This window comes from Vibrio phycocola (assembly GCF_053850235.1).
Window position 1 is genome coordinate 163,537 of sequence record NZ_JBSQDJ010000008.1, and the last position, 21,676, is coordinate 185,212.

Sequence of the window (21,676 nt, forward strand, 5' to 3'; positions counted from 1 at the left end):
TGACGATGAATGATACCCAATTGATCACTTCAGAATACCGTATTAGCCGTACTCAAAGTAGTGCACGTTCACTTGTGTTAAAACTGCTACATAATTTAACTATGGGTCAGTTAACGTTAGTCGAGCGTTTTCCAACGGGCGAGAGCTTTCACTTTGGCAATGAGAATAAAGCAGGGATTAGGGCTGGAATTGAAATTCTAGACCCAGAGTTTTATCTACGAGTACTTAGATCTGGAAGTATCGGTGCCGGCGAATCATATATTCAAGGAGAGTGGACAAGTTCGAACTTAACCTTGTTATTACAGTTGATGGCTGTAAATGTTGATACTGTTGATCGTTTAGAAAAGAAGAGCAATCTGCTTTCAAAACTCGGTTATAAGTTTGCACACTGGATGAATAAAAACTCGCTCGCAGGTTCGAAAAAAAATATCGAAGCACATTATGATTTAGGCAATGATCTTTACACATTGTTTCTCGATGAGAAGATGCTGTACTCAAGCGCGTTGTATCTTGGTGTTGATGATAGTCTTGAGATAGCACAACTTAATAAAATGGAGCGATTGTGCACCCAATTAAATCTTGTTAAGTCCGATCAAGTACTCGAAATTGGTACGGGTTGGGGAGCAATGGCCATTTATATGGCAACCCAATATGGGTGTCATGTAACCACGACAACCATCTCTGAAGAACAACATTCGTATGTTGAAAACAAGATTGTAGAACTGGGATTAGAAGACAGGATCACTTTGTTAAAACAAGACTACCGAATACTCGAAGGACAATTCGACAAAATTGTTTCCATAGAAATGATTGAAGCTGTCGGTAAAGACTATTTAGATTCGTATATCGAGAAGTGCCATCAATTACTTAAGTCTGGAGGTCGATTCGCGATCCAAGCTATCACAATTGCTGACCAGCGATATGACTACTACAGCAATAACGTCGACTTTATTCAAAAGTATATTTTCCCTGGAGGGTTTTTACCTTCAATTACACGTTTACTCAATTCGACTACGTCAAAGAGTCAGTTTGTGTTACGTGACTTGTCTGATATTGGGATGGATTATGCGCGAACACTTGAAGAGTGGCGCGAGAGATTTATGGACAATGCCTCTCAACTTAATACTAAAAAATACGATGAAAAGTTTTATCGCTTGTGGATTTTTTATCTTTGCTACTGCGAAGCTGGATTCCGAGCAAAAACAACCAGTACGGTTCAAGTTACGTTTGAAAAGCAGTAAGTGACATTATGCGTGTATTCATAATATCTGTGGTTTTTCAAATCCTATGGTTTGTGGCGGTTATAGGGCGCGAGCGTTATGAATGGGCGCTGTTGCTGGTCGTTACAGCATTATGGTTGGTGTTACTTTGGCAAGGTAGGAAGGAGATCAAGTTACTCTTCTTTTTCGCAGCATTAGGTATTGGGATAGACATGGTCACTCACTCAATAGACATATTGGTTTTTGATAATAGTGCATTCCCCATTTGGCTTGTTAGTTTATGGCTTTTGTTCGCTTGGTATATGGTTTTCCTTCTGCCGATGTTAAAGAAGGTGCCACGCGCCACGGTCCCGATATTGTTTATGGTAGGAGGGGTTTTTAGTTATGCGGCTGCAATGAAATTTTCCGCTTTCACCACCTCATATTCTTTGCCGATAACTTTTTCTGTATTTGCTATTCAATGGGCAACGCTTGGTTTGATCGCAATGAGGATCATTTATTATGTTGAAACTATCGATTCTAGTTCTAGTGGGGATGCTGCATAGTCCTATTGTAAATTCCACCACTCAGGAGATTACTAACATATGGCAAAAGTGGCCTAGTATTGGACAAGCAGACTTTAATGTATTTTTTTTCGATGTATATCAGTCTGTTCTCAAGTCAAAGAGTGGTGAATTTAATCCATTTGAAACGTTGGCAAAACAACGATTAGCATTAGTGATTCGCTATGAACGAGCCATTTCTAATCTCGAGTTTACTAATGCCACAACTAAACAATGGAAAAAATTGAAATACGAGAAAGAGTTTATTACACAATGGGAGCGCAAACTTCCTCAACTATTTCCCTCAGTCGTTGAAGGCGATGAATTAGTCTTTGTCACCTTGAGTAACGATAAATCGGTTATGTTATTTAAGCCTCATAACCAAGATGGTTGGCAAACCCTACATTGGTTTGAAGATCGAGAATTCACTGAACGTTTTCTTTCAATATGGCTGGCTGAAAATAGTCAATATCCCAAGTTACGCAAACAACTGATAGGAAAGCAACCATGAAGCGACGCTTACATTTATTTCTTTTTATCGCGAGCTTTATGCTTGTTAGCTGCAGTACGGAAATTGAAAAGTATAATAACACCACGCCCAAGTTTGATTTATTTAGTTATTTTACGGGTGATACCAGAGCTTGGGGAATGGTTCAGGATTTTACAGGGATGCAAACTCGCCGCTTTGTTGTTGAAATTACAGGCACAGTAGATGGTGACACCTTAGTGTTGGATGAACTGTTTGATTATGATGATGGGGAACGAGATACTCGCCGTTGGGAGATTACAAAGCAAAGTGATGGTTCTTATATTGGAACAGCGGGTGATATTATTGGTGAAGCAATTGGTGTTGAAAAAGGGAACGCTTTGCATTGGAAATACGATTTAGAATTATTGGTTGATGGTGATCCTATTGTCGTGCATTTTGATGATTGGCTATATCGGCAAGATGAATCTCACGTATTCAATGTTACTCAGATTAAAAAATATGGCGTGAATGTCGGCAAGGTAACTCTGTTCTTTCAAAAATAATCGCCAACAAAAAAGCTTCCAAAAGGAAGCTTTTTAGATTTAATAATGACAGTAAATCCTACAACTTATCAGTTAAGTCGATAGCTTGACCAATATAACTTGCCGGTGTCATTTCTTTTAAGCGAACTTTCTCTTCCGCTGGGATTTCAAGCCCATCGATGAAGGCCCTCATAGCATCTCCATCGATGCGTTTACCGCGAGTCAGCTCTTTAAGCTTTTCATAAGGCTTTTCGATTGCGTAACGACGCATAACGGTCTGAACTGGTTCAGCGAGTACTTCCCAGTTCTTATCCAATTCAGCCAGTAAAGCTTCGCGGTTAACTTCGAGTTTGCTTATTCCTTTCAACGTTGAGGTGTAAGCAATGATGGAGTATCCAACACCAACACCTAGGTTTCGTAAAACCGTTGAATCGGTTAGGTCACGCTGCCAGCGTGAAATTGGCAGTTTTTGAGCAAGGTGGTTAAACATTGCGTTTGCAAGCCCAAGGTTGCCTTCTGAGTTTTCGAAATCGATTGGGTTTACTTTATGTGGCATCGTTGAAGATCCAATCTCGCCAGCAATCGTTTTTTGCTTGAAGTGACCTAGTGCGATGTAACCCCATACGTCACGATCGAAATCGATAAGGATCGTGTTAAAACGAGCGATTGCATCAAATAACTCCGCGATGTAATCGTGCGGTTCAATTTGAGTGGTATATGGGTTCCATGTCACACCTAGTGATTCGGTGATGAACTCTTCACTAAACTGATGCCAATCTAACTCAGGATAAGCAGAAAGGTGAGCGTTATAGTTGCCAACTGCACCATTAATCTTGGCTAAAATCTCAACGTTTGCAATTTGTTTATATTGACGCTCCATACGGTACGCCACATTCGCCATTTCTTTACCCATGGTCGAAGGAGACGCTGGTTGACCGTGAGTACGAGACAGCAATGGAATATCACGATACTCTTTCGAAAGCTCAACAATCGCATCAATGATATTACGGATTTCAGGTAAAATGACCGTGTCACGTGCTTCTTTAAGCATTAATGCATGAGAGGTGTTGTTGATATCTTCAGAAGTACATGCGAAATGGATGAATTCATTCACCGCATCAAGTTCAGGAAGTGCTGAAACTTTCTCTTTTAGATAGTACTCAACGGCTTTAACGTCATGATTGGTTGTGCGCTCGATTTCTTTAATACGAGCGGCATCTTCTTCAGCAAAATTTTCTGCAAGTTGGTTAAGAAAGTCATTTGCTTCTGCGCTAAATGCAGGTACTTCTGGAATCCCTGCAGTAGAAGATAACTTTTGTAACCAACGTATTTCAACGATTGTGCGATATTTTAGGAGACCAAACTCACTAAAAATACTACGTAATGAAATGGTTTTACTTCCGTAGCGGCCATCTACCGGTGAAACAGCAGTTAGTGCTGAAAGTTCCATGTGCTTCTCCTAAATCTATATCAAGTTAGAAATAATAATGTATCTCACATAAAAAGAGGGCTTACTTTTAAATGCGAGCGAGTAAAATTTTTGCTTGTTCAACCATTTTATTGCGACCAAAAATCAAGTGGCGTCTTTTACCACCGACCTGTCGCCATAATACTGCGCAACGTACACCGGATAGCAACAGTGCTCGAACTTTCTGCTGGTTCCCGGGCATTTGTAAAATTGAGGGTGTACCTGTGACTTGAATTCGCGGACCAATCGGACTGATTACATCGAGGTATACACTGGCAATATTCGAAAGCATTTGGTCATCAAATAGATCAAAATGTTCACTTTGTCTCACTAAGGTATCAATGCGATCACCTAATTGAGACATGGAATCACGACGAGCGTTTAGCTTTCGCTCTAGCGCCATCAGACTGATCATATAACGAGTGATTTCACTGCCTGGTGAAGAACTATTAACACCGCTTATGAGTGTCTCCAGCCCAACTTTTAGGTTGTCCTCATTGCCAAAGACATCAATGGTGCTACTAGGATTAAGGTTTAAAATGGCATTAATCGAAGTCCTAAAACCATTGTCGTCACAATGACCATCCTTTGCTACATTTTGAACTAATGAGGCTGCTTGACACATACCAGCAAAAGCTATCGTACGGTCGTAATTTGAATGCGCCACGTCATCTCCTATTATTGGGATAATTTAATTCGTTGTTCGATAATACCGCCGCCAAGGCAAACATCATCGGCATAGAATACTGCGGATTGACCCGGAGTAACAGCGACTTGTGGGTCGTCGAATAGGACTTTGATGTTTTCGTCATCTATTGGAATAATCGTACAAGAAATATCATTTTGTCGGTAACGAGTTTTTACGCTGCATTTTATAGGTTGCGTGATAGCTTCTTGGTTAACCCAATGTAATTGCGATGCAAATAAACCAACAGATTTAAGTAATGGGTGATTGGCACCTTGCACGGCGATAAGTACATTTCGCTCTAAATCCTTCTCAGCAACAAACCAAGGTTCTTCGTTCCCGCCGCCACCTTTTTGGCCACCAATATGTAAACCTTTGCGTTGACCTAACGTGTGGTACATTAAACCTTGATGCTTGCCAACAACTTTTCCTTCTGGAGTTTCAATATTACCAGGCTGAGCGGGAAGGTAACGTTTTAGAAAATCTGTAAACTTACGCTCTCCAATAAAACAAATACCTGTAGAGTCTTTTTTCTTCGCCGTAACTAAACCTTGTTCTTCTGCAATTCTTCTTACTTCAGGTTTTTCTAATTCGCCGACCGGAAATAAGCTACGTGAAATTTGTTTGTGATTCAGTGTATAGAGGAAATAACTTTGGTCTTTGTTTGCATCGAGACCACGTAACATTTCAGGCTTGCTATCATCAAGAGGAAAAGAGCGACGTACATAATGACCCATTGCAATATAATCCGCTTCTAATACTTCATCCGCAAAATCTAAAAACGCTTTAAATTTAATTTCTTTATTACAAAGGATGTCAGGGTTTGGTGTACGCCCAGCTTTATATTCGGCTAGAAAATATTCAAATACATTGTCCCAATATTCGGCAGCAAAATTAATAGTATGCAGTTCGATACTTAATTTATCGCAAACGGCTTGTGCGTCTGCGAGATCTTCAGCAGCAGTACAGTATTCTTCATTATCATCTTCTTCCCAGTTTTTCATGAACAGGCCTTCGACTTGATAGCCTTGTTGTAAAAGGAGATAGGCTGATACTGAAGAGTCGACTCCGCCAGACATGCCGATGATTACTTTTTTTGAGCTGTTTGGATTATTAGACATTAATTACTACCACTCTTTTAACTGGGAGCAGATTTTAGCAGAAAGTGACACGGGGAAACAGATCTACAACTGCTTAGAGCCATCAAATATTTTCTAAATGAAGTTGATTTAGCTTCTAGGGTGATAAGTTTGGTGTTTTATGTTTTTTGCATGCTTTTATTACAATAACACATACTAACTTGTTGACGGGACCTTAAGCAGTGTTTGGAGTATCGTTGAATTAAGTTGGAATAGATTTCATATTGATGGAATTAGTTACAATAAGGCTCTTTAAGGTCTGCTGAATAGTGTTCTGACATTCAGTAATATAAGTGTTGCTTCAAAAATGTCACCCACCTATAAGTGCAATTTATCTAACGACCATTGCAACAAATCAGGTCAGAAAGTAGAACACTTAATCAATAAGTTTAATAATGTTATGAACGATTGGTAATCAAATAGTACTTTAGCTTTACCTTTTTATACAAATAAAAAAAGGCTCATCATAATGAGCCTATAAATAGATAAAGTAATGCATTGAGTCAAAGTGACTAAAAGTCAGTTACTATTAAATGAAATTAAATAGCAAAGTCAGTTAGAGATTGACCCGCATCAAGTGCTTTTTGAATTGTAGAAGGTGTACGACCTTGGCCTGTCCATGTTTTTTCTTCACCGTTTGCGTCGGTGTATTTGTATTTTGCAGGACGAGGAGCGCGTTTACTGCTTGTCTTTGGTTTTGATTCTCCAGAAAGAGCAGTAATCAAAGCTTGAACATCGATACCGTTCTGGGCAATCTGATCAGCTATTTCAGCCAGTTTAGCTTCTTGAGCTTGGCGCTCTGCTGCTTCGGCTTCATCTTGTTCACGACGTTCATTAACAACAAGAGTTAATTTTTCCAATGCTTCTTCTAGTTGTGACATTGTTAGCTCTCGTGAAAATGCACGAAGGCTACGAATGTTTAATAATGTTTTGGTGAGTTCACTCATTGCAAAATCCTATCAATTAAATTTTATCTACGAGTTAATAATAAACGGAGATATAAATAGATACAATATTAAAAAAAGAATTACTTATATTTTTTACAAATAGTAAAAAAGTAGAGGTAATAAAAAAAATACGAAACGTACACAATTGTCAATTAAAAACAGTCAATTGGTTCTTTAGTCTCATCTTATCTTATTTAGTTTCATATTATGTGAAAAAATCGTCATGTTTGTATTTTATTCGATAGGGATGTTTATGAGGGAACTAAATGGCTTTAACTTATATTAATATCTATTTAATGCTGTTTCATATTTCAAAGCAGCAGTTATTATCTTTGAGACTGTTCCATTACAGTCTTAAATTTCAAGACGTACGTGAAAAAATTGAAAACTCACGCCAAGAAGCACATTTTTTCTCTTATCTAGTGTTGAAAAAATAAGTGCTAAAAATATTGAGTAAAAGTGCGTTTTAGGCTTGAAAATCGTCTAAAGCCAAGGTAGTGTGTACACAAATGTTAAAGATAAGAAAATAATCATGCGCGTAGAAGTAATGTACATTATTCATCACCATCATCATCCCTTATAGTCTTTCGGGAGATGTGCGCGTATCCGGGAGACAATAGCTTCCGGAGGTGAAATCAGAGAATTCAAGATTATAACCCTCGGGATGACTAACGTTCCGGGGGTTTTTTGTATTAGTTTGGTCTAAAGAGACACGAGAATATTATCAAATTTATTTAAGGAATTATGAAATGCCAATGACACAACGTTTGAGAATTGCGATACAGAAAAAAGGTCGCTTGAGTAAAGAGTGTATGGCTCTACTTAAAAAATGTGGCGTGAAATTTAACGTGATGGGTGAACGTCTAGTTGTACACTCTCAAAATATGCCTATCGATTTACTTTTGGTTCGTGACGATGATATTCCAGGATTAATTATGGATGGCGTTGTTGATCTTGGGTTTGTTGGTGAGAACGTATTGGAAGAAGAGCGTTTAGACCGTTTTGCATTAAACGAACCTAGCGAATTTGTTACGCTGCGCCGAATGGACTTCGGTGGATGTCGTTTGTCTATTGCAATTGATAAAGACGACGAGTACAACGGCCCACAAGACTTGGCTAACAAGCGTATTGCCACTACTTATCCTCAACTATTAAAGGCGTATATGGATGAGCAAGGTATTCCGTTTAGCACATGTATGTTAACTGGGTCAGTAGAAGTGGCTCCTCGAGCTGGATTAGCAGACGCGATTGCTGATTTAGTGTCAACGGGTGCAACTCTTGAAGCGAATGGTTTAAAAGAAGCGGAAGTTATTTTTGAATCAAAAGCTGTGCTAATTCAACGTAAAGGTGAATTTCTAGAAGAAAAAGAAGCACTTATCGCTAAGCTATTGACTCGTATGAATGGTGTTCAGCAAGCGAAAGAATCTAAGTACATTATGTTGCATGCTCCAGTCGATAAGTTAGATGCGATTAAGCAAATTCTACCTGGCGCGGAAGATCCAACAGTATTGCCTCTTTCTCAAGATAAGTCTCGCGTTGCCGTGCACCTAGTGAGTTCGGAGAACTTATTCTGGGAAACGATGGAGCAATTGAAAGCGTTGGGTGCAAGTTCGATTCTTGTACTTCCTATTGAGAAAATGATGGAGTAAGCATTATGAGAACGGTAGTGTGGGAATCATTAAGTATTGAGCAGCAAGAGTCGATTCTAGAACGTCCAGCGGTAACTGACGGTGCCAATATCTCTGCTACGGTAGCTGAGGTCATTGCAAAGGTTCGTGCTGAAGGTGATGATGCATTGCGTGAACTAACCGAACGTTTTGATAAAGTTGCTTTGGACTCTATTCGTGTTTCTGGACAGGAAATAGAAACGGCATCTTTACGTATCGATGTAGAGATGAAAAACGCCCTAGATCAAGCTTACGAAAACATCGTTAAGTTTCATAAAGCTCAAATACATCAACCGGTTCAAGTTGAAACCATGCCAGGTGTAGTTTGTGAGCAGATTACTCGTCCTATTAATCACGTGGGTTTATATATTCCCGGTGGCAGTGCACCCCTACCTTCAACAGTTTTGATGTTAGGTGTTCCGTCGCAAATTGCGGGTTGTAAAAAAGTAGTGCTGTGTTCTCCACCGCCGATTGCTGATGAGATTTTGTATGTTGCAAAGCTATGCGAAATCGATGAAGTATACAGTGTTGGTGGCGCTCAAGCTATCGCCGCTATGGCGTACGGTACCGATAGCGTAACCAAAGTAGATAAAGTGTTTGGTCCGGGAAATGCGTTTGTAACAGAAGCAAAACGTCAAGTGAATAATGATTTTCGAGGTGCAGCGATGGATATGCCAGCTGGGCCTTCTGAAGTACTGGTTATTGCGGATGAAACTGCAGATGCTGATTTCATTGCATCGGATTTGCTTAGCCAAGCAGAGCATGGACCAGATTCTCAAGTCGTGTTAGTGACGCCTTCTCCTGTTATCGCAGACCAAGTTGCGGATGCTGTTCAGGTCCAATTAAAGGCCCTTTCACGTGGCGATATTACATTAAAGGCGCTTTCTTCGAGCTTAATTATTATTGCGGATTCGATTGAACAGTCAGTTGAAATCTCAAATACCTATGGTCCTGAGCATTTAGTTGTTCAAACCAAAGATCCACGTGGATTGCTGCCAGATTTAGATAATGCAGGTTCAATTTTCCTTGGTGATTGGTCGCCTGAGTCTGCTGGTGATTATGCTTCTGGGACAAACCATGTATTACCGACCTACGGCTATACACGAACTTATTCAAGCCTTGGCTTAGCCGATTTTAGCAAGCGAATGACTGTACAAGAGCTTTCTGCTGAAGGTTTGGTTGCGATTGCTCCTACAGTTGTAAAAATTGCAGAGGCTGAAGGTTTAGATGCCCATAAGCGTGCCGTTACGCTTCGGGTTGAAAAGTTACAGAAGGCTAAGTAACCATGGAAAAACTCGCTCGTAAAAATGTTCAAGCATTAACACCGTATCTTTCAGCTCGCCGTATCGGTGGAACCGGAGATGTCTGGCTGAATGCGAATGAATCGCCGTTTAGCAATGAGTTCAATTGTGAATCGAATGAATTGAATCGATATCCAGAGTGTCAGCCTAAATCAGTGATTAACGCTTATGCCGATTACGCTGGGGTAGCCTCAAATCAAGTCATTACCACGCGTGGTGCCGATGAAGGTATTGAACTGCTGGTACGAGCGTTTTGCGAACCTGGTGAAGACGCGATTTTGTTTTGTCCACCCACTTACGGAATGTATTCAATCAGTGCTGAAACGATTGGTGTTGAATGTAAAAAGGTTCCTCTTTTAGCTGATTGGCAGCTCGATCTTCCAGCCATTCAAAGTAATCTAGATAGTGTAAAAGTCATCTTTGTTTGCTCACCAAATAACCCTACAGGTAACTTGGTGAAGCGTGAGGATATTATTACGTTGCTCGAGATGACTAAAGAGCGTGCAATTGTTGTAATGGATGAGGCCTATATCGACTTTTGCCCAGAAGCTTCGACCGTTGACCTTTTATCGGAGTATCCACACTTAGCTATATTGCGTACGCTTTCAAAAGCCTTTGCACTTGCTGGATTACGTTGTGGTTTCACTTTGGGTAACCCCGAGCTCATTAACGTACTGTTGAAAGTTATTGCGCCATATCCGGTTTCACGACCTGTCGCAGATATTGCGGCTCAAGCTTTATCGAAAGAAGGGTTAGAGTTGGCGAAAGCACAAGTTGCGATACTTAATCAAAACAGAGACTATTTAAAATCTGAGCTTCAAGCAATTGATGGATTGACCTTGTTTGAGGGGTGGGGGAATTATTTGCTGATAAAGTTCCCGAATGGCGATCAATTGTTTAAGAGTGCTTGGGATCAAGGTATCATTCTACGAAATTCTCCTATTGATGATTGCGTCCGCATTAGTGTGGGTAGCCGTGAAGAGTGTGAAAAAACCGTAGCATTTATCCGAAATTATTATCAATAGTTAGCCGCAAAGGAAGGGTTAATCTGTAGCCCTTCCTCTACGTTAGATTGAAAAGGACACTCCTGTGAGTAAGCAGCAAAAAATACTATTTATCGATCGCGATGGTACTTTGATCGTTGAGCCTCCTGTCGACTTTCAAGTTGACCGTTTGGATAAATTGAAATTCGAACCTTTGGTGATTCCAAGTTTATTAGCGCTACAACAAGCTGGCTACCGTCTAGTGATGGTTACAAATCAAGATGGACTTGGTACAAGCAGTTACCCGCAAGAAGAGTTTGATGCGCCTCATAATATGATGATGGAGTTTTTCGAATCTCAAGGGGTCGTATTTGACGACGTATTAATTTGTCCTCACTTTGAGTCTGATAATTGTACATGTCGTAAGCCAAAGCTGGGTATGGTTAAAGACTACCTTCAAAATGGATTGGTCGATTTCCAATCTTCAGTTGTTATTGGGGATCGTATTACCGATATACAATTGGCTGAAAATATGGCCATTCAGGGGATCCAGTACCACCCTGAGACGATGGGCTGGCCGCTGATTGTTAAAATGTTGACAACCAAACCACGTACGGCCGAAGTTATTCGTAAGACTAAAGAGACGGATATTCAGGTTAATGTCAACTTAGATGAGACTGGCGGAACCAGTATTGAAACGGGACTTGGCTTCTTTGACCATATGCTAGACCAGATCGCGACTCATGGCGGATTCCAATTGAAGTTGAAAGTCGATGGCGATCTTCATATCGATGACCATCATACGATTGAAGATACTGCTCTTGCATTAGGCCAAGCATTAAAAGAAGCATTAGGCGATAAACGCGGTATTGGGCGTTTCGGTTTCTCCTTGCCTATGGATGAGTGTTTAGCCCAATGCGCTCTTGATATTTCAGGTCGTCCATACTTTAAGTTTGACGCCGAATTTAGTCGTGAACTTGTTGGCGAACTTTCGACTGAAATGGTTTATCACTTCTTCCGCTCCTTGTCTGATTCGATGGCGTGCACCTTACACCTTTCATCGGCTGGAAAAAATGATCATCATATTATTGAAAGCCTGTTTAAAGCGTTTGGCCGTACCTTACGTCAGGCTATCAAAGTAGAAGGAAATGATTTGCCGAGCAGTAAGGGAGTTCTCTAATGTCAAAACCGAATGTTGTTATTATCGATACTGGTTGTGCCAATGTTTCATCGGTTAAATTTGCAATTGAGCGCCTCGGTTATCCTGTTGTGATTTCAAAAGAACCTGACGTAGTTTTAGGTGCTGATAAGTTGTTTTTGCCTGGTGTAGGAACAGCAAGTGAAGCGATGAAAAACCTCGAAGAACGCAACTTGATTGAACTGGTTAAGAAAGTAGAGAAGCCAGTACTAGGCATATGCTTGGGCATGCAGTTGCTAGGTAAGTTATCTGAAGAAAAAGGTCAAAAAGCCGATCAAATCGTCCCATGCTTATCACTGTGTGAAGGCGAAGTTCGCTTGATGGATACAGGGGATTTACCACTACCTCACATGGGTTGGAACACCATAGATGTGGTTGGCGATCATCCGTTATTCAACGATATCGATAGCGACCAGTATTTTTATTTTGTTCATAGTTTTGCTATGTCGGTGGGAGAGTACACTATTGCCTCGTGTACTTATGGCTCACCATTCAGTGCCGCGATCCAAAGTGGTAACTACTATGGCGTTCAATTCCACCCCGAGCGTTCGAGCAAAGCGGGTTCTAAACTGATTCAAAACTTCTTAGAGCTATAAGAAAAGGACATTGAAGTGATAATTCCTGCACTAGATTTAATCGAAGGCCAAGTTGTTCGCCTATATCAAGGTGACTATGGCCAAGTTACAGAATATAAAGTCAATCCAGCTGAGCAGTTTAACCTCTATCATAAAGCCGGAGCGAATTGGTTGCACCTGGTCGATTTGACTGGAGCAAAAGATACCTCTGCTCGTCAATTGGATTTGATTGCACAATTGCTCGCCAGTACTCCAGCTAATGTTCAAATTGGCGGTGGTGTACGCAGTGAAGATGATGTTTCAGGCTTAATTAATGCGGGCGCACAACGTGTTGTTGTGGGATCCACTGCCGTTAAACAGCCTGAATTGGTCAAATCTTGGATGACAAAATACGGGCCAGAAAAAATTGTTTTAGCGTTAGATATTAATATCGATGAGGCTGGAACTCGTAAAGTCGCAATCTCTGGTTGGCAAGAAGACTCTGGTGTGACGATTGAAGCGTTAATTGAAGACTATTTAACCGTTGGCTTGAAGCATGTTCTGTGTACAGATATTTCAAGAGATGGGACACTTGCAGGTTCGAATGTTGAGCTATACATCGATTTGTGCAAAGCCTACCCGCAGGTCCAATTTCAATCTTCTGGTGGTATCGGGAGCCTTGCCGATATTGAAGCGTTAAAAGGATCTGGTGTAGCGGGTGTGATTGTTGGGCGAGCACTTCTAGACGGTAAGTTTACAGCAGAGGAGGCATTCTCATGTTGGCAAAGCGAATAATCCCCTGTCTTGATGTACGTGATGGACAGGTCGTAAAAGGCGTACAGTTTCGCAATCATGAAATCATTGGCGACATTGTTCCTCTAGCGCAACGCTACGCGGAAGAGGGCGCGGATGAGTTGGTCTTCTATGATATTACAGCGTCTAGCGATGGCCGTGTGGTTGATAAAAGCTGGGTGAGTCGCGTAGCTGAAGTCATCGATATTCCATTTTGCGTAGCTGGTGGTATTAAGTCTGCTGAAGATGCTGCGAGAATATTGGAATTTGGTGCTGATAAAGTATCAATTAACTCACCAGCACTTGCTAATCCTGAGTTAATTACTGATTTAGCGGATCGATTCGGTGTTCAGTGTATCGTTGTCGGAATTGATTCTTTCTTTGACAAAGAAACCGGTAAATACAGTGTGTATCAATTTACCGGTGACGAGCAAAGAACAAAAGCGACGCGTTGGGAAACTCGTGATTGGGTCCAAGAAGTACAAAAACGTGGTGCCGGTGAAATCGTTTTAAATATGATGAACCAAGATGGTGTGCGTAATGGCTACGATTTAGAACAGCTAAATATGGTTAGAGAAGTCTGTCATGTACCTTTGATCGCTTCTGGTGGTGCAGGGGAAATGGAACACTTTGCTCAAGCTTATCAACAAGCATCTGTAGACGGCGCATTAGCCGCATCGGTTTTTCATAAACAGGTCATTAATATTGGTGACTTGAAGAAATATCTAAAAGAACAAGGGATCGAAATAAGATTATGAGCAATCCAGTAAACACCTTAGAAACTATCAGTACTCGTATTGATTGGGATAAAGTCGATGGATTGATTCCCGCCATTATCCAGGATTATACCTCTAGCCAAGTACTCATGATGGGGTATATGGACGAGGCTGCACTGGCGAAAACGTTTGAAACAGGACACGTAACGTTTTTTTCTCGTACCAAACAGCGCCTTTGGACCAAAGGTGAAACGTCGGGTAATGTGCTGCAATTGAAAAATGCAGCATTAGACTGCGACAGAGATACGTTGTTGATCAAGGTTAACCCTGTTGGCCCAACTTGCCACACTGGAACCACAACATGTTGGGATGGTGATAAGCAAGAAGAGACTCAGATGGTATGGCTTCATCAACTCGAAGAGCTATTAGCTGCACGCAAAGATGCCGATCCAGATTCGTCGTACACCGCGAGTCTATACAATCGTGGTACTAAGCGTATCTCACAAAAAGTCGGAGAGGAAGGTGTTGAGGTAGCACTTGCTGCTACATCAGGCGATAAGCCTGAACTCGTATGCGAATCTGCCGATTTGATTTATCACCTTTTGGTGTTGCTGCAAGATCAAGATATGTCGTTGAGTGTTGTCATCGATAAATTAAAAGAACGTCACAATTAAGATTTACTAGCCCCTTTATTGGGGCTAATGTCGCGCCACTCTCCTGGTTGTAAATCGTCGAGTTGATAACCTCCAATTGAATGACGAATTAGACGTAGTGTAGGAAAACCGATATGAGCGGTCATTCTTCGTACTTGTCTATTCCTGCCTTCGATAATCGTAATAGAAAGCCATGTTGTTGGAATATTAGCTCGAAAACGAACAGGTGGTTCACGACGCCAGACATTTGGGGTTTCCATTTTTTCGATTTGAGCGGGTAATGTCAGGCCATCTTTAAGTTCAACACCAGCTCGTAATTTGTCCAAGTCACCCTCTGTCGGAGCACCATCAACCTGTACCCAGTATGTCTTGGGTAACTTAGAATTAGGTTGCGTAAGGCGTGCTTGTAACTGTCCATCATTGGTTAATAACAATAGACCTTCACTGTCTCGATCAAGGCGGCCAGCAGCATACACTTCTTTGACGGTTATATAATCAGCTAATGTTTTTCTACCTTGACCATCGGTAAATTGACTGAGCGTGTCAAAAGGTTTATTAAAGATAATAACTCTTTGTTTATCAGCAGGTAATCTGGGCTTTTTATTCGTATTTTTATGACGTGATGAATGGGACGAATTACTCGCCCAGTTTGTATTATTCGTCTTCTTTGATTGGTTTCTACGAGTTTTATGTGTCGAGGTAGATCTTTTCTTTTGCTGTGCTTCTTGCTTCGTGCCAGAGACCGACATGTTAACTACCTTGCAAATTTGTAAATGAGGTGTTGAGAATTGTTTTTTAACATACGACTTTAGGCTATCATTTGCGCGCGCTAATTCGTTATGCCGTTCTATGATAAACTATTGTCTTTGAATCGTTGAGCTATAATTATTATTCTATCTTAGGATAGAACAATGGGTAGAAGTCATTTGAGAAAATAGTTAGCGATTGAATTTCTAACAGTTAACTAAGATTGAGTTTCGTGACTACATTGTCGCGGCACAGATACTCAACGAAAACACGTTAGTGTCAAAATATTTATATAGCCGATATTATCGGTTGTCAGCACAGATAGGGAAATTTCATGCTTAACAAAAAGCCTACAATTATTTACACCATTACAGATGAGGCTCCGGCTCTCGCAACGTATTCTTTATTGCCTATTATTCAATCTTTCACTGCATCATCTGGTATTGCAGTAGACACTCGAGATATTTCATTGGCAGGTCGTATCATTGCCAATTTTTCTGATTATTTAACTGATGATCAAAAAATAGGTGATGCACTAACCGAACTTGGCGAGCTTGCTAACACACCTGAAGCGAACATTATTAAATTGCCGAATATATCGGCATCAATTCCACAATTGATTGATGCGATTACAGAGCTACAAAGCAAAGGCTATGCACTCCCTAATTATCCAGAAGATCCGTCTAACGACGAAGAAGCGCTTATAAAAGCAACGTACGATAAGATTAAAGGCAGTGCCGTGAACCCAGTTCTCCGAGAAGGGAACTCAGACCGTCGCGCTCCATTATCTGTAAAAAACTATGCTAAGAAAAACCCACACTCAATGGGAGCTTGGTCTAAAGACTCAGCATCGCATGTTGCAAGTATGGACGGTAATGATTTCTTTGGAAGTGAAAAGTCAACAACTATAGACGGTGCGACTGAGGTTTCTATCGAATTTACCAATAAAAATGGTGCGGTAAAAACGCTTAAGAAGCCATTCCCTCTATTAGATAAAGAAGTGATTGATACTTCTGTAATGAATAAAAAGGCATTGGTGAGCTATTTAGAAGCCGAAATTGACGATGCTAAGGCTAAAGATGTCTTATTGTCACTGCACTTGAAAGCTACCATGATGAAGGTTTCAGACCCTGTAATATTTGGTTACGTGGTTAAAGTATTCTACAAAGAAGTTTTTGAAAAATACGCTGATTTATTTGAAGAATTAGGTGTAGATGCAAATAACGGTCTAGGTGATGTATACAGCAAAATTGCATCATTACCTGATGACAAGCGTGAAGAAATTGAAGCGGCAATTTTGGCTACCTATTCGCAGCGTCCAGAATTGGCAATGGTTGATTCAGATCGTGGTATCACTAACTTACATGTACCTAGTGACGTTATCGTCGATGCATCGATGCCTGCGATGATTCGTTCATCCGGTCAGATGTGGGGACCTGACGGCAAGCTTAAAGATACTAAAGCGCTTATTCCTGACCGTTGTTATGCGGGAGTATACCAAAGTACGATAGATTTTTGCCGTGAGAATGGTGCGTTTGATCCAACAACAATGGGTACGGTACCTAACGTCGGGTTGATGGCACAAAAAGCAGAAGAATATGGCTCACACGATAAGACGTTTATCCTTGATGAAGATGGAACGATTCAAGTTGTAAACAGCAAGGGCGAAGTACTACTCGAGCAAGCGGTAGAAAGCGGCGATATTTTCCGTATGAGTCAGGTTAAAGATGCTCCGATCCAAGATTGGGTAAAACTGGCTGTTTCTAGAGCTCGATTGAGTGAGACTCCTGCCATCTTCTGGCTTGATAAAGCGCGTGCCCACGATGCTGAGCTAATCAAAAAAGTAGAGACCTACCTTGGTGAGCACGATACTACAGGTTTGGATATTCAAATCCTTGATCCAGTAGCTGCAACAGAAGCGACACTTGTACGTGTGAAAGCAGGACAAGATACTATCTCGGTTACCGGAAACGTATTACGTGACTATCTTACTGACTTGTTCCCAATTTTAGAACTTGGTACTTCAGCGAAAATGTTATCAATTGTTCCACTCATGAATGGGGGTGGTTTGTTTGAAACTGGCGCTGGTGGTTCTGCACCTAAGCACGTTCAGCAAGTTATTCAAGAGAATCACCTACGTTGGGATTCACTTGGTGAGTTTTTGGCTCTTGCGGCATCACTTGAACATTTAAGTATCGTTGAAGCGAATCCAAAAGCGAAAGTATTAGCTGATGCATTGGATGCGGCAACAGGTCGTTTCTTGGATGAGAACAAATCGCCATCTCGTCGTGTGAACGAATTGGATAACCGTGGTAGTCATTACTATCTCGCCGCTTATTGGGCAGATGCGCTTGCCAATCAAACGGCTGATGCAGACCTCGCGGCAGAGTTTGCACCTAAAGCGAAAGCACTCGCCAGTAGTGAAGATGCGATTGTGGGAGAGTTGAATGGCGCTCAAGGTGTGGAGACCAATTTGGGTGGCTACTACCTTGTCGAAGAAGAAGTTGTATCTAAGATTATGCGTCCAAGCCAAACTTTAAATGAAATTATCGGCTAGGCTTGTACAATATACGTAACGAAAAAAACCGCCTGACTGGCGGTTTTTATTTTGTTGTAACTGTTCGCGGTGGAAAGAAAACTTATTTTGCGAAATCGCCACCTACGGGAACGACACAACTGGCGTGGTAGCCTTTAGGGCCTTGCTCTACTTCATAGGACACCTGCTGACCGGCTTTTAGCGTACGGTAACCATCCATTTTTATTGTAGAATAATGTGCGAAAATATCGCTTTCTTCACCCTCAGGACAAATAAACCCAAATCCTTTTGCATTATTAAACCATTTCACTGTACCTGTAGCCATGCTATACATCCCTCATGCATTTTTTACCAATGATTGGATTATTCAAAATGACTGAGCCTAAAATTAGCCTCGTCATTTGTGACGTTTTGAGCGTCATGTGCATGAACACAAACTAAACACTCTGCAACCAATTTAAACAATCGATAAGTTCAGTCAATAGTGTAACAGTGTAAATATCGAACACTTTGCAACAATTTACCATTTTGTTAACATTTCTATAACTATACGACTAGTGATAGTATGAAGTAGAGAGTTTATTAACAAATTCAATTGCCTGAAATTCGATCAATAGGAAAAATCGATTGCTAAAATAGCTATCTTTTATTTGCGGCGATACAATACGTAGATTAGTCTCTATATATGAGATGTTTTTCTGAAGCTTCAAGTATCGCTTAATCGTTTTAATTTAAGTGGCTTGAAATTCTAGATATCAGCTAATACCACATTGGAAAACTCTCACAAGCGGTCGTTATGAGTAAAAATTTTGAATGGGTCACTCCAGGCTCGGATTTACTGGAGAAAGAAAGGACAGCGATTCAACCACCGGGTAAGTACCACGTCATATTAATGAATGATGATTACACGCCAATGGATTTTGTCATCGAGATACTTGAGAAGTTCTTTTCGTTAACCGAAGAACGAGCGACACAAGTGATGTTGCGGGTACATTATGAAGGAAAAGCAATATGTGGTACCTATACTGCAGAAGTTGCAGAAACAAAAGTAGCGCAAGTTACAGCGTACTCTAGAGAACATGAACACCCATTACTATGTACGATGGAGCAAGCCTAATACTTACTGAGAATGACAGAGTTGTTCTATGAGGAGGTTTCAATGCTTAACAAAGAATTAGAGTCAAGTTTAAATGGTGCATTTGCTCGCGCTAGGGAAAAGCGTCATGAATATATGACAGTTGAACACCTCTTGCTAGCATTGCTTGAAAATAATTCAGCTCAAGAAGCTTTGATGGCTAGCCAAGCCGATATCATAGCTATTCAGCGTGAGTTGGATATTTTTATCGACCAAACAACACCACTTATCCCAGAAAATGATGAAACTCGCGAAACTCAGCCAACGCTCAGTTTTCAGCGAGTATTACAACGAGCTGTTTTCCATGTCCAATCTTCTGGACGAAATGAAGTCTCAGGCGCGAATGTATTAGTCGCAATCTTTAGTGAACAAGAATCTCAAGCTGCTTTCATTCTTAAGAAAAATGATATTAGTCGTTTAGATATCGTGAACTTTATTTCTCATGGAATAACCAAAGCTTCTGACAGTAGTGAAGATCCTTCATCAGACTCCTTTGGTGCTGAAAGTGGTGAAGAAACGCAAAGTGAAGAGCGCCTAGATAGTTTTGCAACTAACTTAAACCATGTTGCAGCTCAAGGCCACATCGACCCATTAATCGGTCGAGACTTTGAATTAGAACGTACAATTCAAGTGTTATGTCGCCGCCGCAAAAATAATCCTTTATTAGTGGGTGAGGCTGGTGTCGGCAAGACCGCAATTGCAGAAGGGTTAGCATGGAGGATAGTCGAAGGCACTGTTCCAGATGTCATACTTAACAGTACTATCTATTCGCTCGATATTGGCTCTTTATTGGCAGGTACGAAATATCGAGGGGATTTTGAAAAGCGATTTAAGTCTCTGCTGCGACAGCTAGAAAAAGAAAAAGATGCCATTTTATTTATCGATGAAATCCACACCATAATTGGAGCAGGTGCGGCTTCTGGTGGTCAAGTCGATGCGGCTAACTTACTTAAACCTTTATTAAGCAGCGGCAAGCTTCGCTGTATTGGTTCTACGACATATCAAGAATACAACAACGTATTTGATAAGGAGCGTGCTTTATCGCGTCGTTTCCAAAAAATTGATGTGGTAGAGCCTTCTCTTGACGATACAACAAAAATCCTGATGGGACTTAAGCCAAAATACGAAGCACACCATGAGGTTCGATATACTAACAAAGCCTTGAGAGCGGCTGTTGAACTGTCTGCTAAATACATTAACGAGCGTCATTTACCAGATAAAGCAATTGATGTCATCGATGAGGCGGGAGCAAGAGCGCGATTAGTTCCTGCAAGTCGACGTAAGAAAACGGTTGGCGTTGGTGACATCGAGTCGATGGTAGCGAAGATGGCCAGGATCCCGGAGAAGTCGGTTAATAATTCTGATAAAGATTTACTGCAACACCTTGGTCGCAAGATGAAAATGATGGTGTTCGGTCAAGACCCTGCGATAGAGGCGTTGTCGGAAGCAATAAAGCTATCTCGAGCTGGCTTGAGTGCCGATAATAAACCAGTGGGGTCTTTCTTATTTGCAGGACCGACAGGAGTTGGTAAAACGGAAGTAACACTTCAATTATCTCGTTTACTCGGTGTGGAATTACTTCGATTTGATATGTCTGAATACGGTGAACGTCATTCAGTTAGTCGTTTAATTGGAGCACCTCCTGGTTATGTTGGTTATGATCAAGGTGGTTTATTAACTGATGCTGTTATTAAGCATCCTCACTCTGTTGTGTTATTGGATGAAATTGAAAAAGCGCATCCAGACATTTTCAATTTATTACTTCAAGTGATGGATAATGGAACGTTGACTGACAACAATGGGCGCAAAGCGGATTTTCGTAATGTGATTCTTGTTATGACAACGAATGCGGGTGTGAATGAAACTGTTAAGAAATCCATTGGACTAATTCAGCAAGATAATAGCTCAGATGCTATGGTTGAAATTAAGAAAGTATTTAGTCCTGAATTCCGAAATCGTTTGGATAATATTATCTGGTTTAATAGCCTAGATGAACAAGTTATCCATCAAGTTGTTGATAAGTTTATTGTCGAATTACAAGCACAGCTCGACACTCGAGGAGTTTCGCTTGAAGTATCTGAGGAAGCGCGCCGTTGGTTAGCGGTACGAGGGTACGATAAAGCGATGGGCGCTCGTCCAATGGGGCGTGTCATACAAGAGAAGTTGAAAAAACCACTAGCAAATGAATTATTGTTTGGTTCATTAGTCGGTGGCGGCACAGTCAAAGTGACGCTTGTTGACGACACTCTTAAGTTTAAGTATGTCGGCAATAAGGAAGAAGCGGTTCATTAATTAGTGAGCGAGATACGACTGAAATTAAAAACGGAGCTAAATAGCTCCGTTTTTTTATATTTCTGTTATCAACTCATTATTAAAAAAGTG

At 40.9% G+C, this 21,676-nt stretch carries 21 protein-coding genes and 1 other annotated feature; of the genes, 15 read left to right on the plus strand and 6 right to left on the minus strand.

Annotated elements, in window-relative coordinates:
- The first annotated feature begins 5 nt into the window (after positions 1 to 5).
- From ACWU4D_RS13240 to ACWU4D_RS13255, 4 genes are read left to right on the plus strand one after another with little or no spacing between them, the layout of a single operon-like run.
- Positions 6 to 1,241, plus strand: coding sequence for a class I SAM-dependent methyltransferase (locus tag ACWU4D_RS13240; RefSeq protein ID WP_456051911.1), 1,236 nt, complete (start codon positions 6 to 8; stop codon positions 1,239 to 1,241).
- A gap of 8 nt (positions 1,242 to 1,249) precedes the next feature.
- Positions 1,250 to 1,765 carry a DUF2878 domain-containing protein gene (locus ACWU4D_RS13245; RefSeq protein ID WP_456051912.1) on the plus strand — a complete coding sequence of 172 codons (516 nt, stop codon included), beginning with the start codon at positions 1,250 to 1,252 and terminating at the stop codon, positions 1,763 to 1,765.
- The gene (locus ACWU4D_RS13250) at positions 1,722 to 2,273 is read left to right on the plus strand and encodes a chalcone isomerase family protein (RefSeq protein ID WP_456051913.1); all 552 of its coding nucleotides are present in this window, start codon (positions 1,722 to 1,724) and stop codon (positions 2,271 to 2,273) included. The genes ACWU4D_RS13245 and ACWU4D_RS13250 overlap by 44 nt, the downstream gene beginning before the upstream one ends.
- Positions 2,270 to 2,794 (plus strand): DUF3833 domain-containing protein, encoded by a 525-nt coding sequence (locus tag ACWU4D_RS13255; RefSeq protein WP_456051914.1) that lies wholly within the window; start codon positions 2,270 to 2,272, stop codon positions 2,792 to 2,794. Before ACWU4D_RS13250 ends, ACWU4D_RS13255 begins: the two co-directional genes overlap by 4 nt.
- 58 nt (positions 2,795 to 2,852) lie before the next feature.
- Here the strand turns inward: ACWU4D_RS13255 and purB are convergent, their stop codons facing one another.
- The 4 genes from purB to ACWU4D_RS13275 form a co-directional block, all read right to left on the minus strand.
- Positions 2,853 to 4,223: an adenylosuccinate lyase gene (gene purB / locus ACWU4D_RS13260; RefSeq protein WP_456051915.1), complete on the minus strand. Its 1,371-nt coding sequence runs from the start codon at positions 4,221 to 4,223 to the stop codon at positions 2,853 to 2,855.
- A gap of 67 nt (positions 4,224 to 4,290) precedes the next feature.
- Positions 4,291 to 4,908 (minus strand): high frequency lysogenization protein HflD, encoded by a 618-nt coding sequence (gene hflD / locus ACWU4D_RS13265; RefSeq protein ID WP_456051916.1) that lies wholly within the window; start codon positions 4,906 to 4,908, stop codon positions 4,291 to 4,293.
- 11 nt (positions 4,909 to 4,919) lie between these two features.
- Entirely contained in the window at positions 4,920 to 6,047 is a 1,128-nt protein-coding gene (mnmA, locus tag ACWU4D_RS13270) for a tRNA 2-thiouridine(34) synthase MnmA (RefSeq protein WP_456051917.1), read from the minus strand.
- A 557-nt stretch (positions 6,048 to 6,604) separates the two neighbouring features.
- Positions 6,605 to 7,012, minus strand: coding sequence for an H-NS family histone-like protein (locus ACWU4D_RS13275; protein ID WP_456051918.1), 408 nt, complete (start codon positions 7,010 to 7,012; stop codon positions 6,605 to 6,607).
- Positions 7,013 to 7,570: 558 nt separating this feature from the next.
- Positions 7,571 to 7,703, plus strand: a sequence feature (His leader region).
- A gap of 64 nt (positions 7,704 to 7,767) precedes the next feature.
- Here ACWU4D_RS13275 and hisG point away from each other — a divergent pair.
- From hisG to hisIE, 8 genes are all read left to right on the plus strand, one after another.
- Positions 7,768 to 8,661, plus strand: coding sequence for an ATP phosphoribosyltransferase (gene hisG / locus ACWU4D_RS13280; RefSeq protein ID WP_456051978.1), 894 nt, complete (start codon positions 7,768 to 7,770; stop codon positions 8,659 to 8,661).
- Between the two features lie 5 nt (positions 8,662 to 8,666).
- Complete coding sequence (hisD, locus tag ACWU4D_RS13285; protein WP_456051919.1) at positions 8,667 to 9,962, plus strand: histidinol dehydrogenase; 1,296 nt, start codon at positions 8,667 to 8,669, stop codon at positions 9,960 to 9,962.
- Between the two features lie 2 nt (positions 9,963 to 9,964).
- Positions 9,965 to 11,005 (plus strand): histidinol-phosphate transaminase, encoded by a 1,041-nt coding sequence (gene hisC / locus ACWU4D_RS13290; protein WP_456051920.1) that lies wholly within the window; start codon positions 9,965 to 9,967, stop codon positions 11,003 to 11,005.
- 64 nt (positions 11,006 to 11,069) lie between these two features.
- On the plus strand, positions 11,070 to 12,143 hold the full coding sequence (gene hisB / locus ACWU4D_RS13295; protein WP_456051921.1) for a bifunctional histidinol-phosphatase/imidazoleglycerol-phosphate dehydratase HisB: 1,074 nt from the start codon (positions 11,070 to 11,072) through the stop codon (positions 12,141 to 12,143).
- Entirely contained in the window at positions 12,143 to 12,757 is a 615-nt protein-coding gene (hisH, locus tag ACWU4D_RS13300; RefSeq protein ID WP_456051922.1) for an imidazole glycerol phosphate synthase subunit HisH, read from the plus strand. Before hisB ends, hisH begins: the two co-directional genes overlap by 1 nt.
- Before the next feature lie 15 nt (positions 12,758 to 12,772).
- Positions 12,773 to 13,510: a 1-(5-phosphoribosyl)-5-[(5-phosphoribosylamino)methylideneamino]imidazole-4-carboxamide isomerase gene (hisA, locus tag ACWU4D_RS13305; RefSeq protein ID WP_456051923.1), complete on the plus strand. Its 738-nt coding sequence runs from the start codon at positions 12,773 to 12,775 to the stop codon at positions 13,508 to 13,510.
- Positions 13,492 to 14,265, plus strand: coding sequence for an imidazole glycerol phosphate synthase subunit HisF (gene hisF / locus ACWU4D_RS13310; RefSeq protein WP_456051924.1), 774 nt, complete (start codon positions 13,492 to 13,494; stop codon positions 14,263 to 14,265). Before hisA ends, hisF begins: the two co-directional genes overlap by 19 nt.
- On the plus strand, positions 14,262 to 14,897 hold the full coding sequence (hisIE, locus tag ACWU4D_RS13315; protein WP_456051925.1) for a bifunctional phosphoribosyl-AMP cyclohydrolase/phosphoribosyl-ATP diphosphatase HisIE: 636 nt from the start codon (positions 14,262 to 14,264) through the stop codon (positions 14,895 to 14,897). The genes hisF and hisIE overlap by 4 nt, the downstream gene beginning before the upstream one ends.
- Here the strand turns inward: hisIE and ACWU4D_RS13320 are convergent.
- Complete coding sequence (locus ACWU4D_RS13320; protein WP_456051926.1) at positions 14,894 to 15,625, minus strand: pseudouridine synthase; 732 nt, start codon at positions 15,623 to 15,625, stop codon at positions 14,894 to 14,896. The genes hisIE and ACWU4D_RS13320 overlap by 4 nt on opposite strands.
- A gap of 332 nt (positions 15,626 to 15,957) precedes the next feature.
- Between ACWU4D_RS13320 and ACWU4D_RS13325 the strand changes: the two genes are divergently transcribed.
- Positions 15,958 to 18,180, plus strand: a complete 2,223-nt coding sequence (locus ACWU4D_RS13325; protein ID WP_456051927.1) for an NADP-dependent isocitrate dehydrogenase — start codon at positions 15,958 to 15,960, stop codon at positions 18,178 to 18,180.
- Between the two features lie 82 nt (positions 18,181 to 18,262).
- Here the strand turns inward: ACWU4D_RS13325 and cspD are convergent, their stop codons facing one another.
- Positions 18,263 to 18,484, minus strand: a complete 222-nt coding sequence (cspD, locus tag ACWU4D_RS13330; RefSeq protein ID WP_456051928.1) for a cold shock domain-containing protein CspD — start codon at positions 18,482 to 18,484, stop codon at positions 18,263 to 18,265.
- Positions 18,485 to 18,955: 471 nt separating this feature from the next.
- On the opposite strand from cspD, the gene clpS reads away from it, so the two are divergent.
- Both clpS and clpA read left to right on the plus strand, forming a co-directional pair.
- Positions 18,956 to 19,276, plus strand: a complete 321-nt coding sequence (gene clpS / locus ACWU4D_RS13335) for an ATP-dependent Clp protease adapter ClpS (RefSeq protein WP_456051929.1) — start codon at positions 18,956 to 18,958, stop codon at positions 19,274 to 19,276.
- 42 nt (positions 19,277 to 19,318) lie between these two features.
- Entirely contained in the window at positions 19,319 to 21,586 is a 2,268-nt protein-coding gene (gene clpA / locus ACWU4D_RS13340) for an ATP-dependent Clp protease ATP-binding subunit ClpA (protein WP_456051930.1), read from the plus strand.
- The last annotated feature ends 90 nt before the right edge of the window (positions 21,587 to 21,676 follow it).